Below are 24,409 nucleotides of genomic sequence, written 5' to 3' on the forward strand. Positions count from 1 at the left end.
AAAAGCTTGCTAATTAGTCGCAAGCTAGCACAGATAGATTTGTAAATTTAGAATCTCAAATCACTTCGCAAATCTTAGTTGGTCTACTCAGTAGTGAAGGCCACGGCTTTCGAATGACTGTTGGAACTGGGCGAAATCGTAGGCAACGAAGGCCAGGCCGTGGGCGGCTCTCAGCTCATTGAGGAAAGTGCGCTGCTCGTCGCGGAGGGTGTCACGACCGGCCTTCACTTCTACGCCGATGAATACTCCGTCGCGGTTGCGGAAGCCGATGATGTCGGGGACGCCACGGCGGCTTTGAGGGTTGACGCGCCAGCGGGCTTTGGCGGCGTCGTAGATGCCGGTGGTGTTTTGGCGCCAGACGGTGTAGCCGTGGTGGGTGAGGAAGGCCAGGATGGCGCCGGTGATGTCGGCGGCGTAGAGATGGCCGAGGTCGAAGGGCAGCTGGTCGTGCTTTTTGGCGAGGGCCATGGCGGTTACGGGTTGGGGGTGCGGTAGCGTTGGAGCAGGGCCTGGTTCTCGTGGTGGTGGCGCTGGGCCATTTGCTGCTGGGCTTCGGGCGTGGGCTGCCAGTCGGGGCGGGGGTTGCGCTGGGTTGCCTGGCGGGCTTCGGCGCGCTGCGCGGCGGCTTGCGCGGGGGTGATGAGGCCGCGGGCTTCGCGGGCCTTGGTGATGGTGAGCTTGTGGCGGAGGGCGTCGGCGTTGGGGTGGTCGGCGGGAATCTGCTGGGCCACGTGCTCGAGCAGGCGGGGCGCGGAATCGCCGAGCAGCTGCACGTCCTGGGCCTGCTTGCTCGCGCCGGTGGCTTTCTGGTCGAGGTGGCGGTGTTCGAGGTATTGGGCTTTGCGGTCGAAGTATTCGGCGACGAGGCGGTAGAGGGTGCTCATGTCGAGAGCCTGGAAGAAGTTGGTGCCGGCGGTGCGGGCTTCTTTGAGGGCCAGGATGATGTCTTTGAGGCTGTCGTGGGTGTAGGTGGTGGCCAGGGTGCTGGCCAGCTCGATGAGGTCGGCGGCGTCGGGCTTCTCTTTGACGCGGAGGGAGTCGACGAAGGCGCGCAGGACGACCACCAGCAGCTTGACGACTTCGCGCTCGCCGAGGCGGTGGGTGAGCTGGAAGATTTTGGGGGCGCTGAAGGCCTGGGCTTTGGTGAGGCCGATGCTGATGTCGGCCAGCATCTCGCGCAGCTCGGGGGTGCTGCTGCGGGCCAGGGCGCTAATCCCAACGGCTTGAACGGTAGCCAGTAGTTGGGATTCCGGTGTCGGCGTAGGTGGCGCCAGGCTGGTGGGGCTGGACGCCAGGGGCGAGCTTAAGGCGGTTTTCGGCAACATCGTTGAGGAAGAATTGCTTGGAGGTGGCGAGCCAATCGCGCCGGCGGGGCACTTCGCCCTTTTGTCGCCAGTTCAGGATTTTCTCGTGGTAGAAGCGCAGGTCGGCCAGCGCGTAGTCGGTGCCGTCGAAGGCGGCCATGAACGCCGGGAGGTCGGCCAGCTCGGATTCCGTGAAAGGGATTTCGGGGCGCTGGGGCCGGCGGGGCGTGGGGGCCTTTCCTTTTCGCGCAACTTTTCCTTTGGAGGCTGGCTCTGTGGCTGTCAGCTCGGAATCGTCTGGCTCTAAAAGCTGACTCGGTGGGGAAGAAGCGAAGCCCTCTTTTTTTTGTGCTGCCGCCTCATCTGGTTTGATTGATAGAACGGGTTTGTTCTTGTTTCCTTTAGTTTCTACCTGTTTATCAAAAGAGACTACGGCTTGACCACGGCTTGCACCAGTGCTTGCACCACTTCTGGTGCGAGCTGCGGGTGGTTTTGAGTACAGTGCTTGGTCCACTTCTGGTGCAAGCTGTGGTGCAAGCTGGACGGGCTGCAGCTCGTGCATGAGGCAGCGGCTGGCGCGGTATTCGGAGCGGGAGGGCTGGTAGGTGATGAGGCCGTAGGCCGTGAGCTCACGCAGGCACTTGAGGTAGGTGCTGGCGCTGCCGATATGGGCGGCCTGCATGACTTCGGCCCGCACCAGCATCACCGATTCCGGAAACCGCTCGTCGTTCCACTGGCTGAACAGGGCCATGTAGAGGCTGACGTGGTGCGGGGTGGCATCGGCGCGGTTCGCCAGCAGCTCGAGGGCCAGGCGGATGTGGCGGATGAAGTTCATGGCGGGGGTGGGGAGGCCGGGACTATCATTCAGCGGAGGCCAGGGCGGCGGTGCGGGCCTGCAAGTCTTTGGAGTGGGCGAGCATCTCGGCGGCCACGTTGAGGAACTGCTCGGTGATGTCGGCGCGGCTGGAGCGGCCGTAGATGACGTTGTAAACCGTGCTAATGGCTACTACGGTGCCTTTTTCGGCTAAGCGTTCCACTACTTTCTTGGCGGCGCGGTTGCGTTCGCCGAGTCTTTTGTAGACCTGAAACAGGGTCGGTGTTTGCTCGTTAGTATCTTTTGTTTGCCGGTTATTAGTAATCTGTTCCATTTTGTTTGTAATTTAGTACATTTGTCTCGTAAAGCGGTGCGAACTGTGTACAAACATACGCGAATGGCCGCGCATCCGGTGTATTAAATGACGAAGACTATGGAACCCACAGCCCACGTAAGCCAGCGTTTGCAGCAAGTGCTCGACCATTATCAATTGACTGCCAGGCAGGCAGCGGTGAAAATGGGTGATGAGAAAAGTGGAAAAATATACAAGCTGCTGAGCGGCGACGCGAAACCGGGTTTCGACACGCTGACGCAGATGCTGGAGGTGTGGCCGGAGCTATCAGCCGACTGGCTGGTGATGGGCCGCGGGCCGATGGTGCGCGGTGGGGAGGCAGAGCCAGCGAAGGCGAGCGGCAAGGCTCAGGCGGCGGAAAGCAAGCAGCAATCGGAGCCATGGAAGAACCTGGGCAACTTCAAGGTGCTGACCGTGACGGTGGACCGGGATGGCAAGGAAAACACGCTGCTGGTTCCACTGACGGCACAGGCGGGCTACCCATCTTTATGCAACGAGGCGGTTTACCTCCAAGACATGAAGCCCTATCACCTGCCGGGCTTTGAATGGGGCACGTACCGGGCCTTTGAGGTATCGGGCACGAGTATGAGCCCAACGTTTGGCCACAAGGACATTGTGGTGTGCAGCGTGGTGGACCGCAAGGACCTGCTGAAGCCGTGGGAGTGCTACGTGATAGTGACGTCGGAAAACCTGCTGCTCAAGCGCATCAGCGCGGTGATTACCGAGGCGGACGACACATTTGAGCTGCACTCCGACAACCCGGGCTACGAGCCGTACCGGTTGCCAGTGGCCGACATTCAGCAGCTGTGGATGGTGCGGGGCTACCTCTCGACGAGCATTCCGGCCCGGCCGATGGACAAGACGGTGCAAACCATGGAGCGCCTGCAGGAAGTGATTGAACTGCTGGGCCACGACTACCACGAGGTACGGCGCTTCCTAGAAGAGAACGTGCAGCAGCCGGCGCAGCTGCGCGGGCAGTAAGCGAACGAAAGGGGCGCATGGCTACCGGCTTTTGGCGCTGGGCTTCACCGTGCGCTTTTCGCTCTGCAGGGCGGCTAGTACCTCGGCCTGCTTGAGGTAGGTGCGGCGGCCCATCTTGTGGTAGGTGAGCAGGCCGCGCCGCTTCCACTCGTGAATGGTTTGGGGGCAGACGTCGAGCAGTTCGGCGGCCTCCTGCACGGTGAGCAGGTCGGAGGGGCTGTTAGCGTCGGCGGGGGCTGGGGCGGCGGGGCGCTGAGTGGTTTCGTGCCGGATGATGGCGCGCATGTCCTCCAGCAACTGGGCGTAGGGGACGGGGCTAAGGATGAAAGGCTCCATGTGGGGCGGCGCTGGGGGTGTGGGCCAGCGACGGCACAAAGGGAGTTCGGCTTTCATGCGGGTTCAATCGGCGGCATGAAACGCGCACGAAGTCCGCATGAAAGGGCGGTGGGCCCGCATGAAACGGCGGGCATTAGCTAGTTGGTGTGGGTATTGGTAGGGTGTTGTATTGTGGGGAGGGGCTTCAGCGAAACTGCCAGCAGATGGCAGCGCTATGTGCTTGGTGCAGGGGATAAGCCTGCGGTGCTAATAGATGTGGAGGGACAAAAAGCCAACGCTGGCCGGGTTTCGCGCCAGAATGAAACGATAACCTCTTCGTCAACCACGGCGTTAGGCAAGGATGAGTTTATTTTCCTTTCTGGCCGCGCTGCTCACCCTGGCGGGCCTGTTTTCGTACCTGAATGCCCGGTTTTTGCGGCAGCCGGCGGGCATCATGTTTTTGCTGCTGGGGGTGGTGGCCGCGGTGGGAGTGCTGGCCGTGGGCCAGGTGGTGCCGGGCTTCGCGGCCCAGGTGAAAACCACGCTGGTGCAGTTCGATTTCACCGAGTTTCTGATGGGCTCGGTGCTGAGCTTTTTGCTGTTTGCCGGCTCGCTGCACGTGCGGGTGGAAGCGCTGAAAGCCGTGTGGCGCAGCATCGCAGCCTATTCCACGCTGGGTGTGCTGCTGGCCACAGGCCTGGTGGGGCTGGGCACCTATGAGCTGCTGCAGCTGGCGGGTGCGCCGCTGCCGTTGCTGCCGTGCCTGCTGTTCGGGGCCCTCATCGCGCCCACCGACCCCATTGCGGTGCTCGGCATTCTCAAGACCACCGACCTTGACCCCAAGATTGAAACCAACCTGGCGGGCGAGTCGCTGTTCAACGACGGCTTCGGGGTGGTGGTGTTCGTGACCCTGCTCGAAATTGCCACGCCCGGCAGCGCGCCCACGGCGGGTTCGGTGGGCCTGCTGCTGCTGCAGGAGGCCGGGGGCGGGCTGCTGGCCGGCGCCGCGCTGGGCTACTTGGGCTATCAGCTGATTAAAACCATCGACCATTTTCAAACCGAAGTGATTCTCACGCTGGCCCTGGTGATGGGGGGCTACGCGCTGTGCCACCACCTGCACGTGTCGGGGCCGCTGGCCATGGTGGTGGCGGGCCTCATCATCGGCAACGTGAGCCGCTCCGAGGCCGTGTCGGACACCACGCGCGACTACCTGGAGAAGTTCTGGGAGGCGCTGGATGAGGTGCTCAACGCCGTGCTCTTCGTGCTGATGGGGCTGGAGCTGGTGGTGGTCGGGTTCAGCCCCTTCTACCTCGGGCTGGGGCTGGCGGCAGCGGTGCTGGCGCTGCTGGTGCGCTACGTGGCGCTGGCCGTGCCCACGCGCTTGCTGGGGCTCTCCAAGCAGCTGCCGGCGCGCACGCTGGCCATTTTGAGCTGGGGCGGGCTGCGGGGCGGCATTTCGCTGGCCCTGGCGCTGGGCCTGCCGCCGGCGCTGCACCCCGAGGTATTTGTGCCCATGACCTTTGCCGTGGTGCTGTTTTCGGCCGTGGTGCAAGGCCTTACGTTAAAGCGACTGCTGAGCTGGCTGAACCGGGCCTAAATGCTCCCGGCGCGGGCTCCTCTTAGCTGTACTAACCCATTCCTTGTGCTTTCCACCCAACTCTATTTTTCCAACGCCGTGGGCTCGGTCCTATTCGTGCCCGGCTCCTTTGTCTACCTGCACTTCTCCGGCGAGCCGATGAGTGGCCCCGAGCTGCGGGCCCTCTACGTGCACGCCGCCAACCTGCTGGCCCGCCACGGCCTCACCGGCATCCTGGCCGACCACCGCGCCATGCCCGCTGCTTTCGACGCCCCCGACCAGCAATGGCTGCTAACCGAGTGGCTGCCCAACACGGTGCCCCCGCCGCCACCATCCATCCGCTACGCCGTGCTGCCCAGCCTCCATCCCACCCGCCGCCTGCACACCGAAGATGTGCTCCGCGACCTGGGCCACTACGTGAAAGTGGCGGTGTTCGACAAGTTGGAAGAAGCGGCTAACTGGCTGAAAGATTCGCCCACCGCTGCAGCGACCACCACACCAACGGCTTAACACTGTTCGCTATGCTCCAGGATTTCACGGCCGTCGCGCACACGTATTGGACCCAGTTTTTGTACGTGCTGCCCCGGCTGCTGGTGGCCGCCGCCGTGATGGCCGGCGTGTGGCTGGCCTCGGGCCGGCTGCGCGGCTACCTGGCCGGCCGGCTGGCGGCCCACTCGGCCGACCCGCTGCTCACCAACTTCCTCACCCAGGTGGGGCGCTGGCTGCTGGTGCTGGGCGGCCTGTTGGTGGCCCTGCAAATTGTAGGCTTTTCGGGCGTGGTGGGTGGCCTGCTGGGCGGGCTGGGCTTGTCGGCCTTTTTGGTGGGTTTTGCCTTTAAGGACATTGCCGAAAACTTCCTGGCGGGTGTGATTCTGGCTTTCAACCGGCCGTTTTACATCAACGACAGCATTCAGGTGAAGGACATGCTGGGCCGGGTGGTAGAACTGAACCTGCGCACCACCCGCATCAAAACCTTCGACGGCAAGGACATTTACGTGCCCAACGCGCTGGTGCTGAAGGAGCCCGTGACCAACTTCACCCGCGACGGCCACATCCGGCAGGACTTTGTGGTGGGCATCGACTACGACGCCGACCCGGCCCACATTATCGAAATCATCCTGGACCAGGTGCGGCAGGAACCCAAGGTGCTCAGCGACGACGGCCACCAGCCCTTTGCCGTGGTGGAGGAGCTGGCCACCAGCACCGTCAACCTGCGCGTGTTCTTCTGGGCCGCCTCTGAGCAGTACCGGCGCGGCGTGCTGGAGCTGCGCAGCCGGGTGATGACGCGGGTGAAAAACACCCTCATGGCCGCCGCCGAAGTGAGCCTGCCGGCCGACATCACCGAAATTCAGTTTCCCAAAGAGCTGCCCGTGCTGCGCGTGGAGCTGCAAGGCGCCGCCCCGGCGCCGGCTGCTGCGCCGGCCACCGAAGCGCCCCAACCCTAGTTTTTGCCGATGAATTTTCCGCTGCTCCGCTGGCTGCACGCCCACTTCGACCTGAGCGCCGACATGGCCGAGCCGGCCGAAATCATGACCGACGTGGAGGAGGGCCTGGCTTTCCGGGGCACCAACCTGTGGGTGCTCATCTTTGCCATTCTGGTGGCTTCGGTGGGGCTGAATGTCAATTCCACGGCCGTTATCATCGGGGCCATGCTCATCTCGCCGCTCATGGGGCCCATTGTGGGCATTGGCTTCGGGGCGGCCACCGTGGAAGTCGATTTGATTCGGCGGGGCGTGAAAAATCTGCTGGTGGCGACCGGTATCAGTCTGCTGGTGTCGGCGGCGTATTTTAAGCTCACCCCCCTCACCGATGCCGGCTCCGAGCTGCTGGCCCGCACCACGCCCACCACCTGGGACGTGGCCATTGCCCTGTTTGGCGGGGCGGCCGGGGCCATCGGCTTCACGCGCCGCGAGCGGGGCAACGTGGTGCCGGGCGTGGCCATCGCCACGGCCCTGATGCCGCCGCTGTGCACGGCCGGCTACGGCTTGGCCACGGCGCACTGGGCCTACTTTGGCGGGGCGCTGTACCTGTTTTCCATCAACTGCGTGTTCATCAGCCTGGCCACGTTTCTGGTGGCGCGGCTGCTGCCGCTGCCGCACCACACGTTCGCCCACGGCCCCAAGGGGCGGCGGGTGCAATGGGCCATCTGGGCGGTGGCGCTGCTCACGGCCGGCCCCAGCGTGTACTTGGCCGCCGGCATCGTGCGCAACACGGTGTTTGCCCACAACGCGGAGCGGTTTGTGGAAGAGCAGCTGAACCGGCCCGGGACCTACGTGGTAACGCACCGGGTGGCGGCCGGCCCGCGCACCATCAACGTGCTGCTGGCGGGCCAGCTGCTCACGCCCGCGCAGCTGGCCACGGCCCGCGCCAGCCTGGGCAAATACCGCCTGGCGCGGACGCAGCTCACGGTGCGACAGGGCCTGTCCCACATCGACTCGGCCGATGCGCAGACCCTACGCAGCAGCCTGTTTGAGGACCTGCGCAGCCACAACGAGCAAGCCATGGCCGGCTACGATGCCCGCCTGGCCCAGCTGCAGCAGGTGCTGGGCCAGCGCGATTCCGTGGCGGCCGGTCCGCGCCTGCCTTCGGCGGCCGCCCTGCTGCGCGAAGTGCAGGTGGAGCACCCGGCCGTGCGCCAGCTCGGCCTGAGCCGCCTGGCCACGCCCGCCGCCGACTCGCTGCGGGCCGACACCACGCTGGTGGTGCAGGTGCGCACGCGCGGCCCGCTGCCGGCCGCAGAGCAGACCCGCCTGCGCCAGTGGCTGCGGCTGCGGACCGGCGGGCAACAGCCGGTGCAGGTCCTGGTCGAGGCCGCCCAACCGGGTAGCAAAGGAGTGCGCTAAGCTACAGGGGTTGAACCGCCAGCAGGCAGCGGGCGCGACCAACCCAGGTTTTGACCGTGCCCACCGGGACAGACAGCTCCTCGGCCGCCTCTACCTGGGTGTAGCCGCGCAGGTAGAGCAGTTCCATCACCTGGCGGTATTCGGGCCGCAGGCCATGCAGCAGTTCGGCCACGCCGATGTGTTCGGGCTGAAAGCCGGCCGCGGCGGCATGTTGCGCCGCCGCGCTGTCCTCCAGCGAGGCCGTGCGGGCCGTCAGCCGGAAGCGGCCGGTGCGCACGTGGTCGATGGCCGTGTTGCAGCAGATTTTGGCGGCCCAAGTAAACAAGCGGCTCTGGGTTTCGTCGTAGGAGGCAATGGCGAACCAGACCTTCACCAGGCTTTCCTGCAGCACGTCTTCGGCGCTCTGCCGGTTGCGAACGATGCGCAGGATGGCGCTGTAGAGCGCCGGGCGGTACTGGTGATAGAACAGGGTCATGGCCCGGCTTTCGTGGGCCAGTAGTCCCTGCACCAGGGCGGCATCGGTGGTGGGCATTGGCAACGGCAGCGAAGAAGTGTAGCGTCCCGCTTGTACGCCGCCGATACCGTTAAAGTTAGTCCCCGGGGGCCGGAAATAGGAAAGCCCAAAAGGGGGGCCAGGACTGCTGCGCTACACGGCGGACGCAGTTCACCTGGTGGCGTTAAAAAACCGCATGGCCCTATCGCACCCTCGGGCGGCGGTGTGAGGCCGAGCCGCGAGCCGCCGACCCGTGGCGGCAGTGGCGGCAAGCCCTACTCGCCCGGCGGCAGCTGCAGCTGAAAGTGGAGCTGGAGCAGGGTTTCGATTTTCTCCCGGTTGAGCGGCTTGCTAATCAGGCCGGCAATGGGCAGGTCGTTCATCCGCGACAAATCCCGGGCATCCATGGAAGTGGTGAGCATGACGATGACCGTGGCGTCCTGCTGGCCCTTGGGCAGGCGCTGGTAGGCCCCCAGAAACTCGATGCCGCCCATGCCGGGCATGTTCACGTCGAGCAGCAGCAGGGTTGGCTCGTAGGGCGGGTCCTGGGTGAGCAGCCGCAGCGCCTCCTCGCCGGTGTAGGCGGTGCGGACGTGGTCGGTCACGTTGAGCCGTTTGAAGAGCAGCTCGTTGAGGAAATTGGTGGTGTCGTCGTCATCGACGAGCAGTATTTGGGGGAGTTTGGTCATGATACGGGGCTATGCGCGGCCAGGGGCAGGGTCACGGTGAACGTGGACCCCACGCCGGGCGCGCTCCGGACGGCAATGGTGCCGCCGGCATTTTCAATCAGGCGCTTAATCAGGTAAAGGCCCACGCCCGAGCCCTCGACGTGGTAGTGCAGGCGCTTGAACATCTGGAAGAGCTTGCCCTGCTGGGGAGCGTCTAGGCCCAGGCCGTTGTCCTGCACTTCCAGCACCAGCTGCTGGGGGGCGCAGCGGGTGCGGATGTGCACCACGGGCGCACGGTCGGGGGCGCGGTACTTCACGGCGTTGCTGAGCAGGTTGTAGACGATGCTGCGCAGGTCCTTGAGGGCAAAGCGCACGGGCGGGCAGTGCGCCACGTCCAGCAGCAGTTGGGCCTGGGTGCCTTCCAGCAGGGGCAGCAGGTCCAGGCGCACATCCTCGACGACGCGGGCCACGTCCACTTCTTCCTGCGACTGGCCGGTGTGGTACTGCAGGTGCGACACATCGGTGAGGTGGCCCACCGTCTGCTGGAAGCGGGCGATAGCGCCGCGCATCCGGTGCATCAGCTGGGGCACCAGCGGCTCCTGGTCGGCGGGGGGCAGGTACTCGCTCAGCACGTCGAGCAGGCCCTCGATGTTGGCAATGGGGGCCTTCAAGTCGTGCGAGGCGGTGTACACGAAGGTGTCGAGGTCGGCATTGGTGCGCAGCAGGCGGCGGTTGCTCTCGTTCAGCTCCTCGTTGGTGGCGTTCAGCTCTTCGTTGATAGTGGCCAGCTCCTCATTAAGCGACTGCACCTGCTGCCGGGCGTGCACCTGCTCGGTCACTTCCGTGCCCATGGCCAGCAGGCCGGTGGTGTGCCCCTGCTCGTCGAAGAGGGGCTGAAACACAAAGTTGACGAAGCCCTGCACGGGCCGGCCGGTATGGGCCCGGGGCAGCAGCACGGGCGCCTCGGTCACGATAAAGGGTTGGCCGGTTTGCAGCACCTGCGCCAGAATCTGCTCAAACCCCTGGCCGGCCGTTTCCGGCAGGGCCTCAAAATAGGGTCGGCCCAGCACCTGCGCCGCCGCCCGTCCCCAAATGGTTTCCACGGCCCCGTTGGCCAGCTCTATCACCAGCTCGGGCCCGCGCAGGAGGGCAATGGCCACCGGCGCCTGGGCAAAAAGGCGCTGCAGCTCGGCCCGCTGGGCCTCCACGGCCTGGCTCGCCCGCACGCGCTCCGTGACGTCGAAGCCGAAGAGCGAAACGCCTACGATGCGCCCCTCTTCCCGGTAGGCCTGGTAGGTAAAATCGAAGTAGCGCCGCAGCGGGGGCTGCCCGGGGCCTTGCGGCACAGACACGGGCACCTCGCGCTGAAATTGCGTCTCGCCGTGCTGGTACACGCCATCGAAAAGCGTCACCAGGGCCGCGTTGTCGGGCTGCACCTGGGCCAGGGTCTGGCCCCGCAGCTCCTGGCCGGCAAACAGCGCCTGGTAGGCCGGGTTGAGGTACTCGATGCGGTGGTCGGGCTCGCGCAGCAGGCACACGGCGGCCGGGGCCTGCTCGAAGAGCTGGTAGGCGTTTTCGCGCTCCTGGGCCTGACGCCTGGTCACGGCCAGGATGGCGGTTTGCAGGGTTTCAGCCTGCTTGCGGGTCCGCACACGTTCGGTCACGTCCAGCGCAAACACCAGCACGCCTTCGGGCTGCTGCTGCCCGTCGAGCAGGGGCTGGTAGGTGAAATCCAGGTAACGCGGCTCGGGCTGGCCGGTGGCGGCGTCCTGAATCATGAGCATGATTTCGGTGCCGACGAAGAGCTCGCCGCTGGTGTACACCTGGTCGAGCAGGCCAATGATGCCTTGCTCTACCAGCTCCGGAAAGACCTCGGCCACCGTCTGGCCCAGCACGGCGCGGTCGGCCGAGATGGCGCCGTACGCCGCGTTGAAGTAGGCGAAGCGGTGCATCGGGCCGCTCAGCGTGGCAATGGCGGCGGGCATCTGGCCCAGAATCTGCCCCAGCCGCGCCTGCTGCTGGTGGGCTTGCTCGCGCTGCTTCTCGGCCTCGAAGAGGGCCGCTTTGGCTTCGGCCGAGCGGGCCGTGACCCGCATTTCCAGCTCCTGGTTGAGCTGCTCCATTTGCTGGCGGGCCAGCACCTGCTCGGTCACGTCGATGGCAATATCCACTACGCCCAGCACGCTGCCGTCCGGAGCGTACAGCGGCTGGTACACGAAGTTGAAATAGTGGGTTTGTACGCTGCCGTCGGGTTGGCGGAGCTGCGCCGGGGCTTCCGTGCCCACAAAGGGCACCCGGGTGCGGGCCACCTGCTGCATCAGCTCGGTGAAGCCCTGGCCCCGCAGCTCGGGTACCCCATCCAGCAGGGGCCGGCCCAGCACCTGGGCGGGCGCGTGGCCCCACATGGCGCACAGCAGGTCGTTGGCGGCGCTCACCACGCAGTCCTCGCCCTGAAACAAGCCAATGGCCACGGGCGCCTGCGTGAGTAGCGCCTGCAGCAGGTTGCGCTCGCGCTCGGCCTGCTGGCGGGCCGTTTGCTCGCGGGCCTGGCTTTCGCGCAGGGCTTCCTCAGCGGCCGCGCGGGGTCCCGCGTGGGTGTCGAGGAAATTGACGACCAGCACGTTTTCGCAGCGCTGGGCCGCGAGCACAAAGTAGCCGTCCAGCCCATCGGCCTGGTAATGCGTTTGGTTGCGCTGCGGCTCGCCGGTCAGAAACGCCTGACAGCACTTGTTGAACATGCCATCGGCCTTGGCCGTGGGAAACAGCTTGAGCAGCGAGGCGGTGGGGCACTCGGGCTGCCGCAGCAGCTGCTGGCCAGCGGGGTTGAGGTGCACCCAGGCAAAATCGTGGATGACGGCGGATTCGGCCTCGTAGAGCGGCCGCAGGACGGCAATAGCCGTCAGCGACACGGTGAGCAGCGTGTGCAGCAACCCGGTAGGGGAGGCCACATCGGCCAGAGACGCCGGCGCAGAAGAAATGAGCATAAGGAAGTTGGCTTCGTGCCGGAACACCCGCCGCCGCTACTGCAGCTGGCTAAATTTTAATGAGCAGGGAAGTACGCTCACAACCGGACGAAATTACTAATCAGCCAGCTACCCACGGTAGCCTCCATCAGGCGCCCTCCGTAATCAGGAGCTTGGTGCCAAGCGCACCGGGCTTATGGCCAATGGCAACAGCGCCGATGGTCCGGTGACGGTTTCCCGCAAGTTCGCCAGGCGCCGCTGCACGACGTGGAGGACGGCGTCGGCAGACTGGTCCTGCAGGCGGTGAATCAGGCCCCGCAAAAGGTGGATGTCCTGGATGGCCAGTTGTTGCACGGCCGGCCAGTGGGGCGCTCCTTCTGCCTCGGTCACGTATTGCCACCGGGTGGTGATGGCCTGGCTGGCGACGGCGGCCAGCTCATTCAGTACGGCTTCTTCCTGGCTGGTGAAGGCCCGCGACTGATTATCGCTCAGGCACAGGGCCCCGACGGCATACTGCTGCTCGATGAGCAGGGGCGCGCCCGCGTAAAACTCCATCCGAAACCGTTGCGCCGTTTGCCAGTGCGGCGAATCGCTGCCCTGGCTGATGTCGTTGAGGACCACCGTGGTGTGTTGGTGCACCGCCATGGAGCAGAGTGCCGCCTCGCGGGGCAGCACCCGCAGGTCTGGCACGCCGTGCGTGGCTGGAAAATCTACCTGCGCGCCGTCTACGAGCGACAGAAAGGCCACCGGCAACCCAAAAATGTGGGCGGCCAGCGTGGTTAATTCCTGAAAGATGGGCTCTTGAAAGGCGGTTGGAACGTGGTACTTCTGAATAATCAGGAGCCGGGCCTGTTCATTGGGCGGCTCCAGATGGGAATAAGACATTTAGAATAGGCGTAATAGCGATAACCGGGTTCATACGAAAGCCCGACAGTAAAGGTTATGCTGGTACTCAGGCGCCCCGGTGGCTCTGGTCTTGTAAATAGCAAACGGGCCCACTTTTTTTCTCAAGAACGGTGCCCGACTGCATTTGCTAATTCGCCCCATTCACCGCGCAGCAAACCTAATCTTAGTAGCCATTATTCGTTAAGCCAAAGATTGTATGTCTGCTTTGTATTTACTATAGTCTATCCAGTCTAGAATCTTTATTACCTCAAAAGCCAGGTTTTGTAAGTTATAATTATCAAAGACTGGGTCAAATTCAGATGACAATTTTGCGAACACCGCTACAATCGGAGGACGACAATTTCCTTCTTCATAATGCATTGTTTGATTACGAGCTTGCCAAACAACATCTTTTAAGTTTTGTGTCCCAACTGTTCTTCCGTTAGGACACGTATCCGTTCCATTGTAAACTATTGATATTCCTTGTTTAACAATTTGTAAAAGGCCAGAACATAAAGTCTGAATCGAGTAAGTATGTGTCTGTATTTGTTCTTCTAGTTTCTGATAAGCTTCGCTTTTATGAAATAATTGTTTGTCCTCTTCAAAATATGTCTGCCAGTGCACACCAGCACCTAACATTACATCATCAGGGTCATCACTGTCCATTAAAGACTGAGCTTGTCCATACTGATGCTGTACAACAGCTTGAAGTTTCTTTATTTCATTTTCTAGTGACTTTTGCTGATTGTGTTCGTGCCAAATGTCATCAATTAGTCTTGATGCAGCATATTCTGTATCCTGTATGTAGCCTGATATTGTCATTTTACTGTATTTTTTTATAATGGCCACCAACATTTTATTTGCCGCTGCTCCGCCATATTGCAAGTAGCAGCAATCCGAAAATAGTATGCCACTGGGTAGCGTACTCCAAGCCAAAATAGGCATGATTTCCCTTACTCCGTCCCCTCCACCCGGAACTTCGGGGCCACGTAGTCCTTGGGCAGGTAATCGGCAGGAATGGTGGTCTGGTTGCCATCTCGGGCGGCGCGGTAGTGGGGCGACATGATTTCGACGCCAGCCGCGTTGAACTGGTCCTGGATGTGCTGGTGGATGCGCGAGTAAATGGCGGCTTGGCGGCTGGCCTCGCGGGTGTAGGCGTTGAGCTGGTAGCTCACGTAGAAATCGTCGAGGCTGGTTTGGAGCACGAAGGGCGCGGGCTCGGCCAGCACGCCCTCGGCCTGCGTGGCCGCGGCGACGAGCAGCTGGTGCACCTGCGCCCAGGGCACGTCGTAGCCGATGGTGACGGTGGTGTGCAGCACAAGGCCCAGCGTGGGCGCGGCGCTGCTGAAGTTGGTGGTGTAGGAGCTCATGATGGAGGAATTCGGGATGGTGATTTCCTCGTTTTTGATGGTGCGAATGCGCGTCACGAGCAGGTTTTTCTCGATGATGTCGCCCGTCACGTCCCCGATTTTTACCCGGTCGCCCAGCTTGTAGGCGCGCATGTAGGTGAGCACCAGCCCGGCCACGATATTGGACAGCGACCCCGCCGAGCCAAACGTGAACAGAAACCCCAGGAACACCGACACGCCCTTGAACACCGGCGACTCGGAGCCCGGCAGGTAGGGAAAAATCACGACCAGCAGGAAGGCAAACACCAGCACCCGCACAATCTGGTAGGTGGGGTTGGCCCAGTCGGGGTAGAAGCCGTCGATGGTGAGCCGGCCCAGCCGGATTTCCTCCTTGAGGAAATGCACGCCCCGCAGCACGTAGCGAAACACCGTGACGATGACCACAATGGTGACCAGGTTGGGCAGGAAATCCCACAGCGCCAGCCCGATTTTGCGCAGCGGCGTCAGGACGTAGCCCAGCAGCGTATCGGCCACGCCCTGCGTGCCGGGGAAGATGCTGAACAGCAGCGGCAGCACCAGCGAGATGACGAGAAAGATAAACACCCAGCGCAGCACCGTGAGCAGCAGCAGCGCGGCATCAAGCCCCCGGCGCGGGGTGAATAGCTCGTAGTTGTTCACGCGCACGGCCCGGAACCAGGTGGTTTCCTTGGTCAATAGCTTACGGCGCACCCACCCAAAGAGCCGGTTCACGAGCCGCACCACGAAGTAGAAGGCCACCAGCACCAGCAGCACCAGCCCGATTTCCTTCAGGATGTTCACGAAGCGGTGCGCCTCGCGGTAACGGGCCACGGCCTGCACGATGCGCGCCCGGTACTGCCGGGCCAGGGCGTCGCGCGGCTGGCCGGCCCACAGCGCATCGGTTTCCGACACGCTCTGCACCACCAGCTCGCCGTACATCAAATCAATGGTTTGCTCGGCCGGGTAGAGGCGCAGCGAGTCGGGCCGGAAGTCAGGGTTGGCTTCCAAGCGCTGCACTTTCTCGGCGATGAGGGCGGCGCGCTCGCGGGGCGAAAACGGCCCCAGCTTGGTGTACACGCGGAACAGCGTGTCGGCGCGCAGCACCACGGGGTAGCCCGGGGTCGTGGCCCGCAGCGCGCCGATGCGCTGCCGGGCCTGGGCGAGCCGCAACGAATCGGCCCGTTGGAGCAGGGCGGTGGCCCGAATGGAATCGGTAGGCGGGGCGGTTAGGGTTTGGGCATTGGCCGGGCCGCCGGCCAGCACGGCCAGCAGCACCAGCCAATAAGAGAAAAAGCGACGCATTGGGGGAAGCAATAGCAGCATCAGGTACCATACCCGGCGCAGGCATACGCTCAACAAGGTACCGGCTTTTCACCCAACCCCCACCTAAAAGTGCCGACCTTGCAGGAAATACGGCTTCGCCGCCGGGCCCGAGTGCTCATCCACCCGAAATTCCTCTGAATGCCTGATTCCCCGTCCCGCTACACCCGCCTCCTCGCCTGGCTCGACCGCCGGCTGCTCCGCCGACTCTATACCGACCGGGTGCGCCGGCTGATTCTGCAGAGCTTCCCGTTCTGGTTTGCGTCGGTGGTGGTGGGCGGGGTGGCCGTGGGCTACGAGCGGCTGTTTGCCTGGGCCGAGCAACTGAGCTTTGCTTGGCTGCGCCACGAGCCGCTACTGGCGTTCGGGCTCACGCCGCTGGCCTTTCTGGTGTCGTGGGTGCTGGTGCAGCAGCTGGCCCCGGCGGCGCGGGGCAGCGGCATCCCGCAGGTGATGGCGGGCATCGAACTCTCCACTCCCAGCCGGCACCCGCGCGTGGGCTACCTGCTGAGCTTGCGCGTGGCCTTTGTGAAGGTATTAAGCAGCGTGGCCCTGCTGCTGGGCGGCGGCGTGATTGGCCGCGAGGGGCCGACCATCCAGATTTCGGCGGCCATTTTCCGGGCCATCAACCGCCTGCAGCCGGCGGGCTGGCCGCAGCTCTCGCGGCAGATTGCGCTGGTGACGGGCGGCGCGGCCGGGCTGGCCGCGGCGTTCAACACCCCGCTGGGCGGCATCGTGTTTGTGGTGGAAGAGCTGACCCAACTACACATGGCCCGGTTTCGGATGGCGGTGTTTTCGGCCGTCATCATTGCCGGGCTCACGGCGCAGACTTTTCTGGGGCCGTACCTCTACCTGGACTTTCCAAAGGTGACGGCCCACGTGGGCTGGATTCTGGCCACGGTGGCGCTGGTGGCCGTGGTGTGCGGCCTGGCCGGGGCGCTGTTTGCCAAAACGCTGCTGTGGCTGGGCAGCTTCCGCAAGCGCTTCGCCAGTTTCGGCCAGCAGGCGGGCTGGGTGCTGGGCTGCGGCCTGCTGATGGCCGGGCTGGCCTACCTGGTGGGCCAGGAAGGCGTGGGCACCGGCAAGCCCATCATCAACCGCCTGCTGTTTGCCAACGACGGCCAGACGCCTTGGTACCTGTTTCCGGCGCGTTTCGCGGGCATGGCCCTGAGCTACAGCGGCGGCGGGGCGGGCGGCGTGTTTGCCACCTCGCTCAGCGCCGGGGCCATTCTGGGCGATGGCCTGTGCCGGCTGGGCGCGGTGCCCCTCGAAGACCGCAACCTGCTGATTCTGGTGAGCATGGTGAGCTTTCTGACGGGCGTGGTGCGCTCACCCTTCACGGCCGCCATCCTGGTGCTGGAAATGACGGACCGCCACTCGGCCATTTTTCAGTTGTTGCTTAGCGGCCTGATGGCGCAGGCCGTGGCCTCGCTCATCGACCCACACTCGCTTTATGAGCACCTGAAAGTGAGTTTCATGCGCGAAACCCTGGACCAGCCGGCCCCCAAGTCGGCTGCGCGCCCGGAGCGCCCGGAGCTCATCGACAGCGCTGAACAGCATTAATTGGTCGCAGCGGCCGCCAGCGGCAGGCTGGCCACGCCCACCACGTGGTGCGAGCCGATTTCCTGCACCAGCAGCACCGTCCGCAGGTTCGCGATTATCCAGGCAGCGGCCGGTTGGAGCGGGGCGGTGGCCGTGAACGTGCCAGTGGTGCCGACGCGCCCTGCGTGCGCCAGGCGCAGACCATCGCCGTGTGGTGCAGCCGCTGGCAGGGGTTTTCAACCCGCCTCAATTGGCTGAACGGGCTGGTTTCGGCACCACTTTGACGCGGCAACCCGTCAGTCAGTGCAACTCGGTTGAAAAAAGGCCACGCCGCCGACGTATTGCTGCATCATCTTGGTTACTCCAGCGCGGGAAGGATAGTAAAAGGGAGGATAAAAGATAAGTTGGCGATAAACGGCAGTCAATTATTTACCAAGGTTTGATGCAGCAGTTCACGGGGCGCTACTGTGCGTAATATGGGAGTCGGAAGCTTTCCACACTGTAATCCAGCGGCGGGCTTCGACTAGGTAGTCCTGGAAGCGGGCGCTGCCGCTGCCGTCTTTGAAGGTGGCCAGGCGGTCGCTGAATTTGACGTGGAATTCTTCCTCGAAGGCCTTGCGGTAGACGGGGGCGTCGGCGAAGAGCATGAGCTTGGCTTCGAACAGGGCTCGGTAAGCGGCAGGGAAGGCGCTGAGGGGTGCGGCGGCTTTTCCCTTGAGCTCGCCGAGGTGCCATTGGCCGGTGGTAGCGTCGAGCACGCCGAGGGAGGTGAGCAGGGCGCGCAGGTCGGTGGGTTTGAAGTTGCCGGAGCAAAGCGTGGCCACGTTGGAGGAGAGGGGCACGGGCGCGGGGCGCTGCGGCTTGTTGGCGGCCCGGGCTCCCTGCACCACTTCTTCGGTTACGCTCCGGACGCTGCGGGTGCGGCTGTTTTGGGCAAAGGGTATCAGTACCACGAACAGGAAGCGCAGCAGCTGGACGGTGTTGGCGTCGGTGGGGCGGTACTGCAGGCGGGTGAGGGGCAGGGCTTCCCACTCGGCGCGCAGGCTGGCGCGGGCGCCGCGCAGGCGGGCCCGGCCGGTGTATTCGCACAGGGCCTCGGTGAGCCGGACGGCCAGCCAGGAAAAGTAGTACTCGTCGAAATACAGGTCCAGGTCGGTATCGGTGTAACCCGGAAAGGCGCGGAATTCGGCCTGCAGTTCCACCAAGTCCATGGCGGCTTCGGGGTAGGCTTCGCCGTTGACGCCGCCGTGCAGGGTGAGCCGGCACAGGTAACGGATGCGGGTTTCGGGGGTATCGCAACCAGCCAGGTGTTCCTCGAAGTAGTCGGCTAGGTTGGTGGATGTGAATGGGCTGGGCGCGCTGAGCCAGTCGCTCAGCGCGTGCAGGAGGCTTTCGTAGGCATCGCCGACTTCGGCGGGCAGTGCGTCGGAGGGAAGGGAATATTGGCGCATAGCTGCCTGAAACCGGCTGGGTTAGGCGAATGCGCGGGAAAACTCATCGAGCATAGTGTCCTCAGTGACGTTGACGTAGCGTCGGAAGGCTGAGAGGCTTTTGTGGCCGGTGATGCGCATGACGACTTCGGGGCGCACGCCGGCTTCGAGGGCCAGCGTGACGAAGGTGCGGCGGGCGGTGTGCGTGGTGACAAACTCATACTTGGGGGCCGTGGTGGCGCGGCGCTGGCCGCCGGCGTAGCGCACCCGCTCGGTGGGCGCGTCGATTTCGGCCAGCCTCGCCAGTTCCTTGAGGTGTCCGTTGAGCTTTTGATTGGCCAGTGGGCGTAGCGTGCCTTCGGTGACGCGGGCCAGCAGCGGGCGGGCCTCGGCGCGTACCGGCACGGTGACAGTGAGGCGGGTTTTCTGGGTGGTGACGCGGAGGCGGTCGGCCTGGATGTGCTCGGGGCGCAGGGCGGCTACATCAGAAAAGCGCAGGCCGGTGTAGACGCCTACCAGAAACAGGGCGCGGGCGTTATCGAGGGCCGGGCGGGCGCTCAGGTCGAGGTCGACCAAGCGTTGCACCTCCTGGCGGGTGAGGGTGAGAATGTCGGGCTCGCGGTGCTGCCAGCTGAACTTCTTGGGGTCGGCAATGATGGGGTAGCCGTTGTCGAGGGCCCAATTGAGGAAATGCTTGAGCCGGAACAGGTTCTTGTGTACGGCGCTGTCGACGAGGTTGCGCTTAGTGAGCAGGTAGCGGGCGAAGCGTTCGGCGAAGCCGTTGCCCACGGTGGCGAAGTCGACGGCGTAGCCTTCGAGCTTCTGTAGGTCGCGCAGGTGCCGCAGCGACGTGCGGTAGGTGCGGAGGGTGTTGGGGCTTTGGGTAAGGCTGCGGCCTTCTATCCACTCGGAAAAAACGGTGAGCAGATTGGGGCCGGCGGGGGTAGCAAGCTCTGGTTCGGCAGCGGCGGGCGTGGCCTCTTCGGGGATGGCCAGCATGCGCAGCTCCTCGGCGGAGGGAACGGTGCCGGCGGCCACATGTTTGTCGCGGCAGGTTTCGATTCGCTCGGTGAGAACCTTGAGCCAGTCGTTCAGGGCGCCGTTGCGCGGGTAGCCGCGGGTCAGGGCTTTTTGCTCGCCAGCGTCCCATTGCTTGGGGTGAATGGAGTGGCCGGAGTAAACTTTTATCCGGCGGCCCGCGAAGCTCAGAAACGTGAATAGCGGGGTCGGTTTTTCGGCGCTGGGTTCTACCAGCAGGAAGCGTATTTTTGCCATTGAAGTGAGAATTAGTTGCCACTTCAAAGCTAATGAATTTAGTGGGACATGGGACGGAATCTGGGACAAAAGGGCCGATTCTAGCTTATGTATTTAGTCAAATAAGCGGGTTTTGGATGGTTTGAGCATGGATTAATGTGGTTGAAATGGTGTTCTAAAGCAGTTAGTATCGGGGTGGGGTATTTTGCTTTAGTACAACTGTTGCCACGAAAACGCCTCCTGCATTGCGCGGGAGGCGTTTTTGTTTGGGCTTGGGCCGATGATTAGCGTGGTGGATGAGCTTCTCCTTGCCAGCCGCCCAGCCTGAATGATGGAGTGGCTTAAACGCCGGGCGGCCCCCAGACTTGGCCCTGTCAGGTATCGGCTGAGCCGGCCGCCGCCGAGCAGGACAGCACAGGAGAATTGGCGTTTAAGCGGCTTCTACCTTGGCCTGCCACGCCGGTGACTCCGCCGGGCGGCCATTCCCACCCACCATGCTTCTCCGCTCTTTGTTGGTCAGTGCCTGCGCGTCGACCCTGTTGCTGCTTGCTGCGCCTGCTCACGCGCAGGTAAAAACCAACGACACCACCACGCCCCTGCACCTGCTCAAGCCCGATTACCCCGTGCCCTACGGCCAGACCAAAGCCGAAGACGTGAAGCAGGTGCTCGACCGTGTGTACGCCTACCTCAACGCCGCCACGCCGGCCCAATTGGTTGATAGAAAGACCAACGCGCCCATTGCGGACCGCAAGAAATTCAACCCCGACGCCATCATCAAGCCCGGCGACTTCCGCCTCACCAGCTACGAGTGGGGCGTGACCTACGCCGGCATGCTGCGCGCCTCCGAAACCACCGGTGACCCTAAATTCGCCGCCTACACCCGCAGCCGCCTCACGTTTCTGGGCGAGCTGGTGCCCTACTTCCAAGCCTACCAAACCCAGCACCCCGAGGCGGCCACGCCGGTGCGCTCGGTGCTGCAGCCGCACGCGCTGGACGATGCCGGCGCCATCTGCGCGGCCATGATAAAAACCCAGCGCCTCGACCCCAAAGCCAACCTGCGGCCGATGATTGACAACTTCGTCAAGTACATCATGACCAAGGAATTCCGCCTGCCCGATGGCACGCTGGCCCGCAACCGCCCCCAGCCCAACACCCTCTGGCTCGACGACCTGTTTATGAGCATCCCGGCCCTGGCCCAAATGGGCAAGCTCACCGGCGAGGCCCGCTACTACGACGAGGCCGTGAAGCAAATCACGCAGTTTGCTCCGCGCATGTTCGACCGGCAAAAGGGCCTCTACATGCACGGCTGGGTGCAGGGCATGGCCGAGCACCCCGAATTCCACTGGGCCCGCGCCAACGGCTGGGCCATCCTCACCAAAGTGGAGTTGCTCGACGTGCTGCCCGCCGACCACCCCGGCCGCCCGGCCGTGTTGGAACTGCTGCGCGCCCACGCCCGCGGCCTGGCCGCCCAGCAAAGCGGAACCGGCTTCTGGCACCAGCTCCTCGACCGCCCCGACAGCTACCTCGAAACCTCGGCCACGGCCATCTACGCCTACGCCATCGCCCACGCCGTGAACCAGGGCTGGCTCGATGCCCAGGCCTACGGTCCCATGGCCCTGCTGGCCTGGAATGCCGTGAGCACCAAAGTCAACGCCCAGGGCCAGGTCGAAGGCACCTGCGTGGGCACCGGCATGGGCTTCGACCCGGCCTTTTACTACTACCGCCCCGTGAACGTGTACGCCGCCCACGGCTACGGCCCCGTGCTGCTGGCCGGCGCCGAAATCACCCAGCTGCTCAAGCAGCACCCGTATGGCATCAACGACAGCTCGGTGCAGATTTTGAAGTAGCTTGGGCAGAGTTTACAAGCAATTCTCCATCAGCATGAGTTACGATTTAATGGTCTTTAGCGCGGAAGCAGCACCGAAAACACGCGCTGAATTTATGACTTGGTTTGACGTACAAACGAACTGGTCTGAGTCTGCCTATGATGACCCTTCCGTGACTACTCCCGAACTCAGGGCTTGGCTTTTAGACATAACCAAAATTTTTCCTGACATGAATGGTCCTGATGCGAGTGAGGACCATGAGAGTGATTACGAAACGGATTATTCAATAGGCAAGTCTATTATATACATTGCCTTTAGTTGGTCATTATATACCGAGGCCAACCAAGCTGTTATCAGACTCGCCGCAAAACATCAGGTCGGCTTATTCGATGCAAGCGGCACTAGTATACTTTTTCCTCATAACGGCGAGTTGAAGCCGATGGAAGAACTTTACGGGCAACCTCAGGAAATCAAGAAGCCTTGGTGGAAATGGTGAAGCTGCTTGAGTAAGGTGTTAAAAAACCAATTGCCATGAAAAAGCTTCTCCTGTTTCTGTTGCTCCTGCCGGCCCTGCTGCCCGCGCAAACCCCGGTGGCGGCGGACAAGCCCCTCAACATCTTTACCCTGGGCGACAGCAACGGCACGTTTCCCCACAGCTGGCCCAAGCAGCTGGAACTGGCCCTGCCCCGGGCGCAGGTCTTCAATATCAGCAAATCGGGCCGCACCATCGGCTTCGTGAACAACGGCGACAGCACCTTGAATTCGCTGCTGGTCATCGACGAAAACCTGCGCAAAGCGGCCGAGTTTACCAAGGACCGGCCGTTCGATTTCGTGGTGCTGGAGCTGGGCACCAACGACGCCAAAGCCGTTTTTGCCGACCGCCAAAAAGAAGTCCCGGCCAACCTGGAAACCCTCATCAAGAAGATTAAAAACTGCCCATATCCAGCCATCAGCAAAGCTCGGATTATCATCATCTCCCCGCCACCCTACGGCACCAAAGCGGAAGCCCTGCCCAAGTACCAGGGCGGCGACGCACGGGTGCGCGCCATGAGCATTGCCTTTCAAAAGGTGGCGCACCGCACCCATTCTCAGTTCGTGAATGGCTACAACACGCCGGGTCTCGATATCAACGCCATGACTGCCGACGGCCTGCATCTGGACGCCGCTGCTTCTCGGGTGCTGGTGGCACCTGTGCTGGTCATTATGGGGCGGTAGGGTTAATCGTCTTAGAACGGAGTAAGGGAAACCTGAAGCGGTAGAGATGCTTCGACTGCGCTCAGCATGACGGTCTAATGACGTTCTAAAATTTTGCCTCACTTCAGGGCCACGTCCCAGAGCTTGGCCATGCGGGCTTTGCCGGCGGGGCCTTCCACGTCGAGCACTACGAGGTACTTGCCGGCGTCTTTGTAGCGGTGCACCGGGCTGGGCTCGGTGGAGGTGGTGCCGTCGCCGAAATCCCAGTGCCAGCGCTTGATGGGGCCGCGGCTTTCGTCGCGGAACGTGACCTGGCGGCGGGCCATGTCCGTCACCTGGAACGACCATTGGGCCGCCAGTTTCGGCAGGTATTGCGCGGCCAGCGGCAGCAGCGTGAACACGGTGCCCAGGCTGGAATTGCCGTACATCTTGTGGTTTTTCGACAGGTTCCAGAAGCCTTTTTTGCTTTCGTCCTGCACGTCGTCGTAGTCAATCACGGCCCAGGTGAGGCCGATTTTCTTGCCCTCCGTCAGCACCGACTCCACGGCGCGGGCCGGCCCTTCGGCCCCGGCGTAGTCGAAGGGCGTAATCCAGAACTCGGCCGTGAGTTTGCCACGCTGGCCGGGCCGGAAGTCGTAGCTGTAGGCGATATTCGAGTACGGCAGCTTTTTAATCCAAGGCTGCGCGCCCCAGGCCAGGGCCCAGTCTTTGCCCTCGGCGGGCATGAAAATGTGGTAGTTCTGGGCGTGCACGCCGTGGAAGGCGAAGTAGCGCTCCATCAGCGGCAACTCCTGGTTGGGGTGCTGCTCGGCGATGAGCGGGCCGCCGGAGAGGTCGCCGTCCACGATGATTTCGAAGGTGTCGTTGTGCAGGCCGGGCTGGCTGAAGTCCCAGTAGTCGTCGGTGGCTTCGTAGAGGAAGTAGAGACGGTTGAGGCCCGCCACCCAGGCCACGCGCACCTTCACATCGAGATTGGTGGAATCGGCTTTGGGATAGTGCTTAGAGTCGTCCCAGAGCTGGTCGGTGCCCACGATGTATTCCTTCGGGAACGTGGCCCAGTCGTCGGCCTTGCCGTCGATGCGCGGAATCATGTTGGCCGGAAACTGGTAGATTTTGAAGCCCCGGTCTTCCTGGGCGCGGGCGGCGAATGGCAGCAGAAAGAGAAAGTGCAGGAGTTTCATAGCTGACGTTGCACGAGGTAGAGACGCAATATTTTGCGTCTCGTCGTTGCTGATGTTGTTTGTTCTGTGCGGTTATGCACAGTTTGGCGCCGTCCCGGTCG

23 protein-coding genes are annotated in these 24,409 nt (G+C 63.1%); 9 read left to right on the forward strand and 14 right to left on the reverse strand.

The window, feature by feature from the left end; genetic code table 11:
- Positions 1-87: 87 nt before the first annotated feature.
- The 4 genes from JAO73_RS01430 to JAO73_RS01445 are packed head-to-tail and all read right to left on the reverse strand — an operon-like array spanning position 88 to position 2,452.
- A complete protein-coding gene (locus JAO73_RS01430) occupies positions 88-468 on the reverse strand; it encodes a VRR-NUC domain-containing protein (protein ID WP_198975383.1) in 381 nt (126 codons plus the stop codon).
- A gap of 5 nt (positions 469-473) precedes the next feature.
- Positions 474-1,325 (reverse strand): hypothetical protein, encoded by an 852-nt coding sequence (locus tag JAO73_RS01435; RefSeq protein ID WP_233168623.1) that lies wholly within the window; start codon positions 1,323-1,325, stop codon positions 474-476.
- The gene (locus JAO73_RS01440) at positions 1,210-2,139 is read right to left on the reverse strand and encodes a hypothetical protein (protein ID WP_198975384.1); all 930 of its coding nucleotides are present in this window, start codon (positions 2,137-2,139) and stop codon (positions 1,210-1,212) included. The genes JAO73_RS01435 and JAO73_RS01440 overlap by 116 nt, the downstream gene beginning before the upstream one ends.
- A gap of 25 nt (positions 2,140-2,164) precedes the next feature.
- Positions 2,165-2,452 carry a hypothetical protein gene (locus tag JAO73_RS01445; protein ID WP_198975385.1) on the reverse strand — a complete coding sequence of 96 codons (288 nt, stop codon included), beginning with the start codon at positions 2,450-2,452 and terminating at the stop codon, positions 2,165-2,167.
- A 99-nt stretch (positions 2,453-2,551) separates the two neighbouring features.
- Here JAO73_RS01445 and JAO73_RS01450 point away from each other — a divergent pair, with 99 nt between their 5' ends.
- Entirely contained in the window at positions 2,552-3,451 is a 900-nt protein-coding gene (locus JAO73_RS01450; RefSeq protein WP_198975386.1) for a S24 family peptidase, read from the forward strand.
- Positions 3,452-3,472: 21 nt separating this feature from the next.
- On the opposite strand, the gene JAO73_RS01455 is transcribed toward JAO73_RS01450, so the two are convergent.
- Positions 3,473-3,787 (reverse strand): helix-turn-helix domain-containing protein, encoded by a 315-nt coding sequence (locus JAO73_RS01455; protein ID WP_198975387.1) that lies wholly within the window; start codon positions 3,785-3,787, stop codon positions 3,473-3,475.
- A 340-nt stretch (positions 3,788-4,127) separates the two neighbouring features.
- Between JAO73_RS01455 and JAO73_RS01460 the strand changes: the two genes are divergently transcribed.
- From JAO73_RS01460 to JAO73_RS01475, 4 genes are read left to right on the forward strand one after another with little or no spacing between them, the layout of a single operon-like run.
- Positions 4,128-5,363: a cation:proton antiporter gene (locus JAO73_RS01460; protein WP_198975388.1), complete on the forward strand. Its 1,236-nt coding sequence runs from the start codon at positions 4,128-4,130 to the stop codon at positions 5,361-5,363.
- A gap of 45 nt (positions 5,364-5,408) precedes the next feature.
- On the forward strand, positions 5,409-5,852 hold the full coding sequence (locus JAO73_RS01465) for a hypothetical protein (protein WP_198975389.1): 444 nt from the start codon (positions 5,409-5,411) through the stop codon (positions 5,850-5,852).
- Between the two features lie 11 nt (positions 5,853-5,863).
- Positions 5,864-6,787 carry a mechanosensitive ion channel family protein gene (locus JAO73_RS01470; protein ID WP_198975390.1) on the forward strand — a complete coding sequence of 308 codons (924 nt, stop codon included), beginning with the start codon at positions 5,864-5,866 and terminating at the stop codon, positions 6,785-6,787.
- Between the two features lie 9 nt (positions 6,788-6,796).
- Positions 6,797-8,185, forward strand: coding sequence for a DUF389 domain-containing protein (locus tag JAO73_RS01475; protein ID WP_198975391.1), 1,389 nt, complete (start codon positions 6,797-6,799; stop codon positions 8,183-8,185).
- A gap of 1 nt (position 8,186) precedes the next feature.
- Here JAO73_RS01475 and JAO73_RS01480 read toward each other — a convergent pair whose 3' ends face one another.
- The 6 genes from JAO73_RS01480 to JAO73_RS01505 form a co-directional block, all read right to left on the reverse strand.
- Entirely contained in the window at positions 8,187-8,717 is a 531-nt protein-coding gene (locus tag JAO73_RS01480) for an RNA polymerase sigma factor (RefSeq protein WP_198975392.1), read from the reverse strand.
- Positions 8,718-8,953: 236 nt separating this feature from the next.
- Positions 8,954-9,367 (reverse strand): response regulator, encoded by a 414-nt coding sequence (locus tag JAO73_RS01485; protein WP_198975393.1) that lies wholly within the window; start codon positions 9,365-9,367, stop codon positions 8,954-8,956.
- Entirely contained in the window at positions 9,364-12,330 is a 2,967-nt protein-coding gene (locus JAO73_RS01490; RefSeq protein ID WP_198975394.1) for a PAS domain-containing sensor histidine kinase, read from the reverse strand. The genes JAO73_RS01485 and JAO73_RS01490 overlap by 4 nt, the downstream gene beginning before the upstream one ends.
- Positions 12,331-12,474: 144 nt before the next feature.
- On the reverse strand, positions 12,475-13,194 hold the full coding sequence (locus tag JAO73_RS01495; protein WP_198975395.1) for a GAF domain-containing protein: 720 nt from the start codon (positions 13,192-13,194) through the stop codon (positions 12,475-12,477).
- Positions 13,195-13,395: 201 nt separating this feature from the next.
- The gene (locus JAO73_RS01500; protein ID WP_198975396.1) at positions 13,396-14,139 is read right to left on the reverse strand and encodes a hypothetical protein; all 744 of its coding nucleotides are present in this window, start codon (positions 14,137-14,139) and stop codon (positions 13,396-13,398) included.
- Positions 14,140-14,147: 8 nt separating this feature from the next.
- Positions 14,148-15,863 (reverse strand): mechanosensitive ion channel family protein, encoded by a 1,716-nt coding sequence (locus tag JAO73_RS01505; RefSeq protein ID WP_233168624.1) that lies wholly within the window; start codon positions 15,861-15,863, stop codon positions 14,148-14,150.
- 159 nt (positions 15,864-16,022) lie between these two features.
- Between JAO73_RS01505 and JAO73_RS01510 the strand changes: the two genes are divergently transcribed.
- Positions 16,023-17,444 carry a chloride channel protein gene (locus JAO73_RS01510; RefSeq protein ID WP_198975398.1) on the forward strand — a complete coding sequence of 474 codons (1,422 nt, stop codon included), beginning with the start codon at positions 16,023-16,025 and terminating at the stop codon, positions 17,442-17,444.
- Between the two features lie 431 nt (positions 17,445-17,875).
- On the opposite strand, the gene JAO73_RS01515 is transcribed toward JAO73_RS01510, so the two are convergent.
- Positions 17,876-18,874 (reverse strand): hypothetical protein, encoded by a 999-nt coding sequence (locus tag JAO73_RS01515; RefSeq protein ID WP_198975399.1) that lies wholly within the window; start codon positions 18,872-18,874, stop codon positions 17,876-17,878.
- Positions 18,875-18,895: 21 nt separating this feature from the next.
- Positions 18,896-20,128 (reverse strand): site-specific integrase, encoded by a 1,233-nt coding sequence (locus tag JAO73_RS01520; RefSeq protein ID WP_198975400.1) that lies wholly within the window; start codon positions 20,126-20,128, stop codon positions 18,896-18,898.
- 473 nt (positions 20,129-20,601) lie between these two features.
- Here JAO73_RS01520 and JAO73_RS01525 point away from each other — a divergent pair, with 473 nt between their 5' ends.
- The 3 genes from JAO73_RS01525 to JAO73_RS01535 are packed head-to-tail and all read left to right on the forward strand — an operon-like array spanning position 20,602 to position 23,148.
- Positions 20,602-21,954 carry a glycoside hydrolase family 88/105 protein gene (locus tag JAO73_RS01525; RefSeq protein ID WP_198975401.1) on the forward strand — a complete coding sequence of 451 codons (1,353 nt, stop codon included), beginning with the start codon at positions 20,602-20,604 and terminating at the stop codon, positions 21,952-21,954.
- Positions 21,955-21,988: 34 nt separating this feature from the next.
- Positions 21,989-22,429, forward strand: coding sequence for a hypothetical protein (locus JAO73_RS01530; protein WP_198975402.1), 441 nt, complete (start codon positions 21,989-21,991; stop codon positions 22,427-22,429).
- A 35-nt stretch (positions 22,430-22,464) separates the two neighbouring features.
- Entirely contained in the window at positions 22,465-23,148 is a 684-nt protein-coding gene (locus JAO73_RS01535; RefSeq protein ID WP_198975403.1) for an SGNH/GDSL hydrolase family protein, read from the forward strand.
- A 98-nt stretch (positions 23,149-23,246) separates the two neighbouring features.
- Here JAO73_RS01535 and JAO73_RS01540 read toward each other — a convergent pair whose 3' ends face one another.
- Positions 23,247-24,308, reverse strand: coding sequence for a PKD domain-containing protein (locus JAO73_RS01540; RefSeq protein ID WP_198975404.1), 1,062 nt, complete (start codon positions 24,306-24,308; stop codon positions 23,247-23,249).
- Between the last annotated feature and the right edge of the window lie 101 nt (positions 24,309-24,409).

The organism is Hymenobacter miniatus (assembly GCF_016427455.1).
Taxonomy (GTDB): domain Bacteria; phylum Bacteroidota; class Bacteroidia; order Cytophagales; family Hymenobacteraceae; genus Hymenobacter; species Hymenobacter armeniacus.